This is a genomic window from Streptomyces otsuchiensis, assembly GCF_004305975.1.
Taxonomy (GTDB): Bacteria; Actinomycetota; Actinomycetes; order Streptomycetales; family Streptomycetaceae; genus Streptomyces; species Streptomyces otsuchiensis.
In genome coordinates this window covers 21,917-34,548 of record NZ_BHZI01000020.1, presented here as the reverse complement: position 1 = coordinate 34,548, position 12,632 = coordinate 21,917, and the positions used below count along the sequence as shown (strand labels likewise).

At 72.9% G+C, this 12,632-nt stretch carries 9 protein-coding genes and 1 riboswitch; of the genes, 5 read left to right on the top strand and 4 right to left on the bottom strand.

Translation table 11 applies throughout. The annotated features are described in order from the left end of the window. Window positions 1-115: 115 nt before the first annotated feature. Window positions 116-267, top strand: a riboswitch (cobalamin riboswitch). Between the two features lie 184 nt (window positions 268-451). After that, entirely contained in the window at window positions 452-2,773 is a 2,322-nt protein-coding gene (gene metE, locus E0D90_RS03830; protein ID WP_130796590.1) for a 5-methyltetrahydropteroyltriglutamate--homocysteine S-methyltransferase, read from the top strand. 308 nt (window positions 2,774-3,081) lie between these two features. On the opposite strand, the gene E0D90_RS03825 is transcribed toward metE, so the two are convergent. Together E0D90_RS03825 and E0D90_RS03820 are read right to left on the bottom strand one after the other, a co-directional pair. Continuing rightward, the gene (locus E0D90_RS03825) at window positions 3,082-3,969 is read right to left on the bottom strand and encodes a LolA family protein (protein ID WP_130796589.1); all 888 of its coding nucleotides are present in this window, start codon (window positions 3,967-3,969) and stop codon (window positions 3,082-3,084) included. 299 nt (window positions 3,970-4,268) lie between these two features. Beyond that, window positions 4,269-5,279: a polyprenyl synthetase family protein gene (locus E0D90_RS03820; protein ID WP_103503496.1), complete on the bottom strand. Its 1,011-nt coding sequence runs from the start codon at window positions 5,277-5,279 to the stop codon at window positions 4,269-4,271. 205 nt (window positions 5,280-5,484) lie between these two features. On the opposite strand from E0D90_RS03820, the gene fahA reads away from it, so the two are divergent. From fahA to E0D90_RS03800, 4 genes are all read left to right on the top strand, one after another. After that, complete coding sequence (fahA, locus tag E0D90_RS03815; RefSeq protein WP_130796588.1) at window positions 5,485-6,732, top strand: fumarylacetoacetase; 1,248 nt, start codon at window positions 5,485-5,487, stop codon at window positions 6,730-6,732. A gap of 429 nt (window positions 6,733-7,161) precedes the next feature. Next, window positions 7,162-7,815, top strand: coding sequence for a hypothetical protein (locus tag E0D90_RS03810; RefSeq protein ID WP_130796587.1), 654 nt, complete (start codon window positions 7,162-7,164; stop codon window positions 7,813-7,815). Between the two features lie 202 nt (window positions 7,816-8,017). Beyond that, a complete protein-coding gene (locus tag E0D90_RS03805) occupies window positions 8,018-8,629 on the top strand; it encodes a hypothetical protein (RefSeq protein WP_103503493.1) in 612 nt (203 codons plus the stop codon). A 76-nt stretch (window positions 8,630-8,705) separates the two neighbouring features. Continuing rightward, window positions 8,706-9,212 carry a hypothetical protein gene (locus E0D90_RS03800; RefSeq protein WP_130796586.1) on the top strand — a complete coding sequence of 169 codons (507 nt, stop codon included), beginning with the start codon at window positions 8,706-8,708 and terminating at the stop codon, window positions 9,210-9,212. Window positions 9,213-9,334: 122 nt separating this feature from the next. On the opposite strand, the gene nuoN is transcribed toward E0D90_RS03800, so the two are convergent. Then, a complete protein-coding gene (nuoN, locus tag E0D90_RS03795) occupies window positions 9,335-10,960 on the bottom strand; it encodes an NADH-quinone oxidoreductase subunit NuoN (protein WP_103503491.1) in 1,626 nt (541 codons plus the stop codon). 70 nt (window positions 10,961-11,030) lie between these two features. After that, window positions 11,031-12,629 (bottom strand): NADH-quinone oxidoreductase subunit M, encoded by a 1,599-nt coding sequence (locus tag E0D90_RS03790; protein ID WP_103503490.1) that lies wholly within the window; start codon window positions 12,627-12,629, stop codon window positions 11,031-11,033. Window positions 12,630-12,632 lie beyond the last annotated feature (3 nt).

Sequence of the window (12,632 nt, the reverse complement as noted above, 5' to 3'; positions counted from 1 at the left end):
ATCCCCACCCCGCCCGCGTCCGTCATGCGGTCGCGGTCTGTCGGGGTCGGCCCGGAGCGCCTAGCCTGGAAGACGCAGTCGGTTCGCCCTGCCCGCCAGGCAGGCGCGTCGCAAGAGGGAACCCGGTGGGAATCCGGGACTGCCCCGCAGCGGTGAGTGGGAACGACCGCCGTCACACGCACTGGACGTGCCGCGTCCGGGAAGCGACGGCCAGTAGGCGCCGTACACGTCCTGACGTGTACGGCCGGCCCATGAGTCCGAAGACCTGCCACTGCCCGCGCGCCACCTGGCGTGCGGCGATCTCGGTGACCCTCGAGGGCGGGTCGGAGCACACGCGGACCGACGCGGCGCGCCACGCGGCGTGCCCGGCCGTCGGCGGCCGCACGCGTTCCTTCGCGCCTGAACGGGTCGTCCCGGGGTCGTATCCGCACGACTCGCGAAGGAGAGTCACGTGACACCGAAGTCCGCAGCCGCGGCAGCGGGGGCGACCGTCCACGGTTACCCCCGGCAGGGCGGGAACCGGGAGCTGAAGAAGGCCGTCGAGGGTTACTGGAAGGGCACGGTCACGGCCGCGTCGCTCCAGGAGACTGCGGCGGGCCTGCGCCGGGAGAACTGGCGGCAGCTCGCCGAGACCGGCGTCCGGGAGGTCCCGACCGGGGACTTCTCGTTCTACGACCATGTGCTGGACACCAGCGTGATGGTCGGGGCGGTGCCGGCCCGGCACCGTGAGGCGTACCAGGACGACGCCCTGGACGGCTACTTCGCGATGGCGCGCGGCACCCAGGATGTGGCGCCGCTGGAGATGACCAAGTGGTTCGACACCAACTACCACTACCTCGTGCCCGAGTTGGGCCCTGACACGGTCTTCTCGGCAGACTCCGCCAAGCAGGTCGGGGAGCTGCGGGAGGCGCTCGCGCTCGGGCTGGCCGCCCGCCCGGTCCTCGTCGGGCCCGTCACGTACCTGCTGTTGTCCAAGCCGGCGCCGGGCGTGGACCCGTCGTTCGACCCGCTGACACTGCTGGACCGGCTGCTGCCGGTGTACGCGGAGGTCCTGGCCGACCTCCGCGCCGCCGGCGCGGAGTGGGTGCAGCTGGACGAGCCGGCGCTGGTCCAGGACCGCACTCCGGCCGAACTCAACGCCGCCACCCGCGCGTTGCGCGACCTCGGCGCGCTGGAGGACCGCCCCCGGCTGGTCGTCGCCTCCTACTTCGACCGGCTCGGCGAGGCGCTGCCGGTGCTGGCCAAGGCCCCGGTGGAGGGCCTGGCGATCGACTTCACCGGCCGGGCCGCCGCCAACCTCGACGCCATCGCGGCGGCGGGCGGCCTGCCCGGCAAGCGGCTGATCGCCGGTGTCATCGACGGCCGCAACGTCTGGATCAACGACCTGTCGGCGTCCCTCAGCGTGCTGGCCACGCTGCTGGGCCTGGCCGACCGGGTGGACGTCGCGCCCTCCTGCTCGCTGCTGCACGTCCCCCTGGACGCCTCGGCCGAGCGGGACATCGACCCGCAGTTCGCCCGCTGGCTGGCGTTCGCCCGGCAGAAGGCCGACGAGGCCGTCACCCTGGCGCGGGGACTGGCCGAGGGCACCGACACCGTCACCGCCCGGCTGCGCGCCAACGCCGCCGACCTGGCCTCGCGGGCGGGCTCCTCGCTCACCCACGACCCGGCGGTGCGCGCCCGCGCCGCGGCCGTCACGGCGGCCGACGCCGACCGCGGCCTGCCCTACCCGGAGCGGGCCGTCGCCCAGCGGGCCAAGCTCGGGCTTCCGCTGCTGCCGGTGACGACCATCGGTTCGTTCCCGCAGACGGGCGAACTGCGGTCGGCCCGCGCCGACCTGCGCGCCGGCCGGATCGACGCCGACGGCTACGACGAGCGCATCGCGGCCGAGATCCGCGAGGTCATCTCCTTCCAGGAGAAGGCCGGACTCGACGTCCTGGTGCACGGCGAGCCCGAACGCAACGACATGGTGCAGTACTTCGCCGAGCAGCTGAACGGCTACCTGGCAACCCGGCACGGCTGGGTGCAGTCCTACGGCACCCGCTATGTGCGCCCGCCGATCCTCGCCGGGGACATCTCCCGTCCCGAGCCGATGACGGTCGGCTGGACGAAGTTCGCCCAGTCGCTGACCGACCGCCCGGTCAAGGGCATGCTGACCGGCCCGGTCACCATGCTGGCCTGGTCGTTCGTCCGCGACGACCAGCCCGAGGGGGAGACCGCGCGGCAGGTGGCGCTCGCCCTGCGCGACGAGGTCGACGACCTGGAGCGGGCCGGCACCTCGGTCATCCAGGTGGACGAGCCGGCGCTCCGGGAGACACTGCCGCTGCGCGCCGCCGACCGGCCCGGATACCTGGCCTGGGCCACCGAGGCGTTCCGGCTGGCGACCAGCGGGGTACGTCCGGACACCCAGATCCACACCCACATGTGCTACGCCGAGTTCGGCGACATCATCTCCGCGATCGACGACCTCGACGCGGACGTGATCAGCCTGGAGGCGGCCCGTTCGCACATGCAGGTCGCGGGCGAGCTGGCCTCGCACGGCTACCCGCGCGAGGTGGGACCGGGTGTCTACGACATCCACTCGCCCCGGGTGCCGGACGCCGAGGAGGCCGCGGGGCTGCTCCGCAAGGGCCTGGCGGCGATCCCCGCCGAACGGCTGTGGGTCAACCCGGACTGCGGTCTGAAGACCCGTGGCTGGCCGGAGGTGCGCTCCGCCCTGGAGAACCTGGTCACCGCCGCCCGCACCACCCGTGAGTCGCTGGGCACCGACGGCTGAGCACGACGTCGGGCGGCACCGGCCCGGGGGATCACGTCCTCCGGGCCGGCGCCGTGGGCCGGTGGGGCCCCGGTGGTCGCTCGCCTTGACGGTCGTCGGTGGTCAGCCGCCGGGCAGGATGTCCCCGTGCCGATGCCGGCCGAAGTACCAGCGGTCCTGGAGGGCCCGCCGGACCGGCCCGCGGCCGTACTCCGCGCCCGCCGCCGTCGCGGGCTGAACCGCGGTGGCGGGAGCGCCGGGGTGACCCACGCGCCGGGGCCCGGCGGACCGTTCGGTCCGCCGGGCCCCGGCAATTCCCGTCAGGCCGCTCAGTGGTCGAGCAGCCCTCCGCCGAAGCCCTCCAGCGGGTTCTCGGTGTTGAGGTCGACCACGTCGGCGCCCTGCGGCGGCGTGAAGTAGAAGCTGCCGCCCGCCGGCTGCTCGTAACGGATGTGGGTGAACGCCACGTCGGCGACGGTGCCTTCCGGGCCCTGGACGGTGACGGCGAGCGGCAGCCCGGTCTCGGCGTCGACCGAGATCCGCACCGAGTCGACGGCCGCGTAGCCGTTCTCGACGGTCTCGTGCGGCGTCACCACCAGCTGGTAGGCGCTCTGGCCCGCGACCTTGGCGGTGCCGTCGACCGTGATGTCGGCGTGCTCGTCCGCCTCGGCGAGGAACCGCTGCGCCAGCTCCTGCGGGGTGAGAGTCGCGAACTCGCCGGCCGCGCCGTGCCGGCGCTCGGCCTCCGCCGCGGCCTCGTCGGCGGCCTCCGCGAGCTCCTCCTCGGGGATCTCGGCGTGGTAGGCGGTGTTGCCGGCGCTGTCGTACATCCAGACGTCACCCGCGTTGTGGATGACGCTGAACTCCTCCGAGCCGTCCGCGATGGCGATCCGCTGACGCTCGGGGCCGTCCACGGCGACCCGCAGGGTGCTGTTGCCCGTCGCCAGGGAGGCGAGCCGGGCGGAGGGGCCGTCGAGGTTGTCGCCGAGCGCGCCGAGCGCCGGCACGTTCAGGCCGAGGTCGACGCGCACCGTGCCGCTGAGCTGGTCGGCGTCGGACTCGGTGACCTTCACCAGCAGCTCCTCGGCGCTGATGCCGGGAAGCTCCGGTCCGCGGTCGCTGGCCAGCGCCGGGTACACCCCTGCTCCGACCAGTCCGATGCCGCACACCACCGAGCCCGCCACGACGGTCCGGCGGAGCTTCTTGTCCATTGCCATCTTGTCCCCATCTCCTCGGCCCCAGGCGATCCTTCCCGGTTTCGCTCCGGGCAGTACTGATTCCATCGTGGAGAAGCGGAGAAAACGTCGGCCCACGGGTTGCCTTCCGTGTCATCCGACGGTAGGACGCCACCGCGCCGTGCCCCTCCGGGCCCCTAGGGGTGTCCCGGACATCGGCGGACGGGGACGGCCGCGTCCCGGAGGGTCGGCGCAGGTCGGGTCACGTCCCGGTGCCCCGGTGTCCCGGAGTCCGGAATGCCTGCGCCCCGGACCCTGCGACGCCCCGGACCCTTCGCCGGTCAGGCCGTACGGTCGGCGACCGCGTCGCAGAGGCCGGCCAGCGCCGCCTTCGCGGGGATGTCGGGCAGCGGCGCCAGCGTCTCGCGCGCCGAGGCGGCGTAGCGCAGGGCGTCGGCCCGCGCCGACTCCAGCGCCGGGTGGGCGCGCAGTCCGGCCAGCGCGTCGGCATGCCGGGCGTCGTCGGTGAGGTCGGAGTCGAGCAGTTCGACCAGGGCCCGGTCCTCGGCGGAGCCGCTCTGCTCGGCCTGCCGGCGCAGCCGCAGCACCGGCAGGGTGGGGATGCCCTCCCGCAGGTCGGTGCCGGGGGTCTTGCCGGATTCGTGGCTGTCGCTGGCGATGTCGAGGACGTCGTCGGCTAGCTGGAAGGCCACGCCGATGCGCTCGCCGAACTGGGTCAGGGTGTGGACGGTGGCGTCGTCGGCGCCCGACAGCAGTGAGCCGAACCGCCCGGAGACGGCGATCAGCGAGCCGGTCTTGCCGGCGATCACGTCCAGGTGGTGGTCGATCGGGTCGTCCCCCGGGCGTGGCCCGGCGGTCTCCAGGATCTGGCCGGTGACGAGCCGCTCGAACGCCTCGGCCTGTATCCGGACCGCCTCGGGGCCCAGTCCGGCGACGATGCCGGAGGCGCGGGAGAAGAGGAAGTCGCCGGTGAGCACGGCGACGGAGTTGTCCCACCGCGCGTTGGCGCTGGCGACGCCGCGCCGCACGTCCGCCTCGTCCATCACGTCGTCGTGGTACAGCGTCGCCAGATGGGTCAGCTCCACGACCACGGCCGAGGGCACCACGCCGGGCGCGTGCGGGTCGGCGAACTGTGCGGCCAGCATGACCAGCAGCGGACGGAACCTCTTGCCCCCCGCGCGCACCAGGTGCTGGGCGGTCTCGTTCAGGAACGACACGTCGCTCTTGGTGGCCTCGATCAGGCCCGCCTCGACCGCGGCCAGACCGGCCTGGAGATCAGCCTCCAGTGCCTGGTCCCGCACGCTCACCCCGAAGGGCCCCACGACGGTCACGAGCGCTTCTCCTGTCTCCGGTGCGTTGTCCCCCGCAGGGTATCCGGTCGGCCCCCGCCCGCCGCCAGCGCATACCGGCTGTGGCGACTGTCATGCCCCCGTCGGGCCGCGGGCCCGCGAGGTGCGGGCCGCGCGGCGTGCGCCGGTCCGCGGACGCCCCGTTCGGACCGGCCGCGCGCCGGGTACCGGGCCGTAGGGTATGGCCATGTCTGACGTGAGCCTGCCCGACGTGGCCGAGGACGACCTCTTCGGCCCGGACAACCTGCCCTACGGCGTCTTCACCACCGGCGACGCGCCCGACCGGCGCCGGATCGGGGTCCGCTACGGCTCCTGGGTCCTGGACGCGGGGGCCGCCGCCACCGCGGCCGGCGACCCGCATGCCGAGCTGCTGTCCGCCGCCACCCTCAACCCGCTGCTGGCGGCGGGACGGCCGGTCTGGCAGCAGGTGCGCGCCGCGCTCCGCTCCTGGCTGACCGACTCCGCGCGGCGCGAACAGCTTGCCGCCGACGGCGTGTTGCGGCCGCTGGACGAGGACGTCACGCTGCACCTGCCGTTCGAGGTCGCCGACTACGTGGACTTCTACGCGAGCGAGCACCACGCCTCCAACGTGGGCCGGATGTTCCGGCCCGACGGCGAGCCGCTGACGCCCAACTGGAAGCACATGCCGATCGGTTACCACGGCCGCGCGGGCACGGTGGTGGTCACGGGCACGCCCGTGACGCGCCCCAACGGCCAGCGGAAGGCGCCCGACGCCACCGCCCCCGACTTCGGGCCGTCCCGGCGGCTGGACATCGAGGCCGAGGTCGGCTTCGTCGTCGGCACGCCCGCCGCCCCCGGTGTGCCGGCGCCGCAGACCTCCCTCCGTGACCATGTCTTCGGCGTCTGCCTGCTCAACGACTGGTCGGCGCGGGACGTGCAGGCGTGGGAGTACGTGCCGTTGGGCCCCTTCCTCGGGAAGTCGTTCGCGACCTCGGTCTCCGCGTGGATCACCCCGCTGGACGCACTCGACGCCGCCCGGATCGCCCCGCCCGCGCGCAGCCACGAGCTGCTCCCCTATCTCGCGGACGGTGAGGGCAGCGGGGTGGAGCCCTCCGGGCTGGACCTGCGTCTGACGGTCCGGCTCAACGGTGAGGTGATCGCCGAGCCGCCGTTCGCGGCCATGTACTGGACGGCGGCACAGCAGTTGGCGCACATGACCGTCAACGGCGCGTCGCTGCGCACTGGCGACCTCTTCGCCTCCGGCACCGTCTCGGGCCCGGAGGTGCGCGAGCGCGGCTGCCTGCTGGAGCTGACCTGGTCGGGTCGCGATCCGGTCGAACTGGCCGACGACAGCCGGACGTTCCTGGAGGACGGCGACGAGGTCACCATCACCGCGTGGGCCCCGGGCGCCGAGGGCGCCCGTATCGGCCTCGGCGAGGTCACCGGACGGGTGGTCCCGGCCGCCGCGCCCTGAGCCGCCCGAAGCCCCTACCGGAGCACCCGAAGCGCTCCACGATCACGCCGCGTCGGCCCCGTCCCCACCGGGACGGGGCCGGTTCGTCTCCCGGCCTCCCGCGCGGCCGGCCGGACACCGCCCCCGGGCCTGAGGCGCGCGGCGTACGGAACCTCATCGAACCGTGCTCTCGGCGCAACCAACCACCCCCACGCTGGCGTGTACATTCAGAAGAACGTACGGCGCGATGCGGTACGGATCGGACGGCCGACCGGACGGGGCACCCGCCCCGGGCACTCCACCGGACGCCTGGACGCCCGTCCGCCGCAGCCGGCACCGCACGACCGGTCCACGGTCGACGAGACGAGAACGGACGGCGCGGCGGAGCGGGCCGGCCCCGCCCCGGGGCACGGACACCGGGCCCACGCACCGCCCGCCAGGGGGCGACTCATGAAGCGAAGGACGCGGCTGGCCATCGCCGCGACGGCCACTGCCGGACTGCTGCTCACCGGCTGCGGCGGCAGCTCCGACGACGGCGGCGGCTCCGACGGGGGGTCGGAGAGCGACTCCTCCAACGAGGCGCTGCGCGAGGCGCTCATCGATCTGCGCGAGGCCCGCGACCAGTTCACCCTCATCCCCGGCGAGGGCGTCGGTGCCGACGACTTCGACGCCGACGAGGTCGAGGAGTGGGAGGACTGGCAGGACTGGGAGGAGGACCCGGACACCTCCCCCACCCCGGACGCCGACAGCTCCCCCGGCGCGGACGCCGTCCCCGACAGCTCGGCCAACATCGGCGAGGAGATCGAGGGCATCTGGGAGGGCGAGGACGACACGTTCTTCGGCATCATGGCCCAGCAGGACACCGGCACCGGCTTCGCCAACGCCGCCTGGTTCGACCCGGTCTCCACCGAGGAGTGCATCGGGGTGCTGTTCGGCAGCCCCGTCAGTGACTGGTTCACGGTGCTGCACTGCGACGAGGACGGCGACAAGACGCTCACCGCCGCCATCGTCCAGGACGGCGACGACATCCTCGTGACCTGGGTCGAGGAGGGCGGTGACGAGCGGGACGTCACCCACACCTACGTCGGCCCCTGGGAGAGCTGACGGCCTCTCCCCTCCCGCCACCGGGGAGAGAACCGGCCGATCCGGCCCGCTTCGCCCGGCTCCGCTGCCGCCGGGCACCGCGCGTAGGGCAGAGTACGGAGTGCGGCTCCGCGCCGCGCGGAGCGCCGGGTCCGCCCGGCCGCTCCGGAACGCCCGTCACCGTGCCCGCTCCGGGCGCGGGAGCTGGACCGAGAGGGAGACCATGAACAAGCCGATACGCCTGGCCGGGCCGGCGCTGGCCGCCGCCGTGGTGCTGCTGGCCACCGGGTGCGGCAGCAGCGGTGACGACGACGCTGCGGAGGACTCGGCGGCCGACCAGAGCGAGCAGCAGGGCACCGACGGCGAGGACACCGGCGACGCCGACGCGGACGGCGAGGAGCCCGGTGACGACACCGGCGGCACCGTCAGCGCCGAACTCGCCGGTATCTGGGGAAGTTCCTCCGGCGGCGACACCCTGCTCCAGATCGGCTCGGACGGCCTGGCGACGCTGATCACCCCCAACGACGCCTGCCTCGGCGGCGCTCAGGAGGCCGCGGGCCAGGTCGTGATCAGCCTGCAGTGCTCCGTGGCGACCGAGTACAACGCGGGCCGGGCCGAGGTGAGCGGCGAGGGCCTGACCGTCGCCTGGGACGGCGGCGGCCAGCGGCTCTACGAGCGGATCGCCGACCAGGCCGTCGACTTCGCCGACCTCGACCTCGGCGAGTTCGGCCTCGACGAGCTGGAGGGCTTCGACCCCGGCTCCATCGACTTCGAGGGCATCGACCTCGACGAGCTGGAGTCGATCCTCCCGGGCGGGCCCGGCAGCGGGGACTGACCTTCCGCGGCAGCGAGACATCCGACGGCTCCCGGTTTCCCGGGAGCCGTCGTGGTCTCAGGAGAGGGTGAACGCCGTGCGACGACGCTGCGCACCAAGGCCCGCCGGAGCACCGGCCCTGGCCCTGACGCTGACGCTCGCCGCCGGGCTGCTGCTGGGCGGCTGCGGGAGCGACGTGGACAGCGGAGACCCTGGCGGCGGCAGAGAACCGGCCACGGCGCCGGAGAGCGCGCTGGAGGGCTTCGCCGGGGTCTGGAGCGTTCCTGCCGCAGACGGGGACCGAGACGGCCACGAGGGCCGCGAGGGCGCGACGCTGACCGTCCTCGAACCGTCGGGGGCCGACGCCGCGGTGGTCCAGTACGTGCCGTCGCCCCTCGGGTACGAGACCTACGCCTGCCCCTTCGGGCGGCTCACCATGGGCGAGGCGTCGCCCGAGATCGCCCTGCAGTGCACCGACGCCGGCTCGGGCCCCGGCGCGCTCCTCAACCGCACCGCCTTCCCGACGCTGGGCGACGGCGGCGACTCCCTCCGGCTGGTCTGGGACGACGGCACCAAGGAGGAGTTCCGGCGGCTGCGACCCTGACGCCGACGCCGACGCCGACGCCGTCACCGACACCCGAACGGCCGGTGGCCGGGACCCGTCGAGGTCCCGGCCACCGGCCGTTCGAGGAAACCGCCCACCGCGCGAGCCACCGCGCGAACCGGTCAGCGGACGAAGACCCCCGCCTGCCCGGCGAGGTCCAGGAAGTACTGCGGCGCGACGCCCAGCACCACCGTGGCGACCACGGAGACACCCAGCATCGAGGTCGTCATCAGGCTCGGCACCACCACGGACGGGCCGCCGGGCTGCGGTTCGCTGAAGAACATCAGCACGATGACCCGGACGTAGAAGAACGCCGCGATCGCCGAGGCGATCACACCGACGATCACCAGCGGCATCGCACCCGAGTCCGCCGCGGCCCGGAACACCGCGAACTTCCCGGCGAAGCCGGAGGTCAGCGGGATACCGGCGAACGCCAGCAGGAACAGCGCGAAGACACCCGCCAGCAGCGGTGAACGCCGCCCGAGACCGGCCCACTTGGAGAGGTGGGTGGCCTCGCCGTCACCGTCGCGCACCAGCGTGATCACGGCGAACGCGCCGAGCGTCACGAAGGAGTAGGCCGCCAGGTAGAACAGCACCGAGGAGACACCCTCGGGGCTGACCGCCACCACACCCGCGAGGATGAACCCGGCGTGCGCGATGGAGGAGTAGGCGAGCAGCCGCTTCACGTCGGTCTGGGTGATCGCGATGACCGCGCCCGCCAGCATCGAGGCGATGGCGACGCCCCACAGCACCGGCTCCCAGTCCCAGCGCATGCCGGGCAGCGTGACGTACAGCAGCCGCAGCAGGGCACCGAACGCGGCGACCTTGGTGGCGGCGGCCATGAAGCCGGTCACCGGGGTCGGGGCGCCCTGGTAGACGTCCGGGGTCCACATGTGGAACGGCACGGCGCCGACCTTGAACAGCAGGCCCATGATGACCAGCGCGCCGCCGATCAGCAGGTAGGCGTCGTTGCCCATGGTCGCGGCCAGGCCCGGGTCCACCTGTGAGGAGGGGGCGCCGGAGATGACGTCGGCGATCCCGGCGTAGGACAGAGTTCCCGCGTAGCCGTAGAGCAGCGCGATCCCGAAGAGCAGGAACGCGGAGGCGAAGGCTCCCAGCAGGAAGTACTTGACCGCGGCCTCCTGCGACAGCAGGCGCCGGCGCCGGGCGAGCGCACACAGCAGGTACAGCGGCAGCGAGAGGACTTCCAGCGCGATGAAGAGGATCAGCAGGTCGTTGGCGGCCGGGAACAGCAGCATGCCGCCGAGCGCGAACAGCATCAGCGGGAAGATCTCGGTCGTGGTGTAACCGGACCTCACCGCCAGCTTCTCAGCGGTGCCACCGGGCGTCGCGGCCGCCTGCGCGGCGAACGAGTCGACCGCCCGGCCGTGTTCGGCCGGCTCCAGCCGTCGTTCGGCGAAGAGGAAGACCGACACGAAGCCGATCAGCAGCAGCACTCCCTGGAGGAAGAGCGTCGGCCCGTCCACGGCCAGCGCGCCCATGCCCGCGATCTGCGCCTCGGCGCCGGCGTGACCGTTGGCCGCGAGACCGACCACCGCGGCGAACGCCACGGCCAGGGCGAGGACGGCCAGGACGACCTGGCTGCCGTACCGGTAACGGCGCGGCGCGAACGCCTCGATGAGCACACCGAGGACGGCGGCGCCCACCACGATGAGCGTGGGTGAGAGCGCGACCCACTCGAACTGCGGTGTCTCCAGCACCCCCTGCGCGTGCGTCCAGCTGTTCACTGTGAAGTCTCCTCGTTCGCCCCGCCGTTGCGGCGGCTCGGGTCACGGTCGCCGATGGCTTCCCGGTTCCTCATCGGCGGGCCTCCAGTTCCGGCTCGGGGTCACTCTCGCCGACGTCGGAGAGGGTGTGCTGGACCGACGGTTCCACGATGTCGGTGAGCGGCTTGGGGAAAACACCGAGGAAGATCAGCAGCGCGATCAGCGGTGCCACCACGGCGAGTTCACGCGGCCGCAGGTCCGGCATCCTCGACAGCTCGGGGCGCACCGGACCGGTCATGGTGCGCTGGTAGAGGATGAGGACGTACAGCGCGGCGAGCACGATGCCGGCGCAGGCGATGATCCCGGCCACCGGGTAGCGGGTGAAGGTGCCGACCAGCACCAGGAACTCGCTGATGAACGGGCCGGTTCCCGGCAGCGAGAGCGTCGCGAGTCCGCCGATCAGGAAGGTGCCGGCCAGGATCGGCGCCGTCTTCTGCACGCCGCCGTAGTCGGCGATCAGGCGCGAGCCGCGGCGGGAGATCAGGAAGCCCGCGACCAGCATCAGCGCGGCGGTGGCGATGCCGTGGTTGACCATGTACAGCGTGGCGCCGCTCTGGCCCTGGCTGGTCATCGCGAAGATGCCGAGGACGATGAAGCCGAAGTGGCTGATCGACGCGTAGGCGATCAGTCGCTTCATGTCCCGCTGGCCGATGGCCAGCAGCGCGCCGTAGACGATCGAGACCAGCGCCAGCGCGATGACCACCGGGGTGGCCCAGGCGCTCGCCTCCGGGAACAACCCGAGGCAGAACCGCAGCATCGCGAAGGTGCCGACCTTGTCGACGACCGCCGTGATCAGCACGGCGACCGGCGCGGTGGACTCCCCCATCGCGTTGGGCAGCCAGGTGTGCAGCGGCCACAGCGGCGCCTTGATGGCGAACGCGATGAAGAAGCCCAGGAACAGCAGGCGTTCGGTGTTCTGCGCGAAGGTCAGCTCGCCGGAGGCCCGCGCCTCGGTGATGGCCTGAAGCGAGAAGGTACCGCCGCCGGGCAGATCGGAGGTGGCGACGTAGAGGCCGATGATCGCGGCCAGCATGATCAGGCCGCCGGCCAGGTTGTACAGCAGGAACTTCACGGCCGCGTACGAACGCTGCTTGGCCTGCTGGCTCTCGGAGTTCTCCCCGGCGCGGTCCCCGAAGCCGCCGATGAGGAAGTACATCGGGATCAGCATGGCTTCGAAGAAGATGTAGAAGAGGAAGATGTCGGTCGCGACGAACGACATCACCACCATCGCCTCGACCATGAGGATCAGGGCGAAGAACCCCTGGGTGGGACGCCACCGGCGACCGGCGGGCGTCTCGTCCTCCTTGGGGTCGGCGTCGTTCCAGCCGGCACCGATGAGGAAGGGCACCAGGACCGCGGTCAGCGCCACCAGCGCCACACCGATGCCGTCGACACCGAGTTCGTAGCTGACCCCGAAGTCCGGGATCCAGGCGTGGGACTCGGTCAGCTGGTAGCGGTCACCGCCCGGCTCGAACCGGATCAGCACCAGCGCGGCCAGCACGGCGGTGACCACGGAGGCGGCCAGGGCGACCCACTTGGCGAGGGTGCGCCGGGCCGAGGGCACGACCGCGGTGGCGACCGCACCGATGGCGGGCGCCAGAACCGTGGCCGTCAGCAAGGGAAATGACATTAG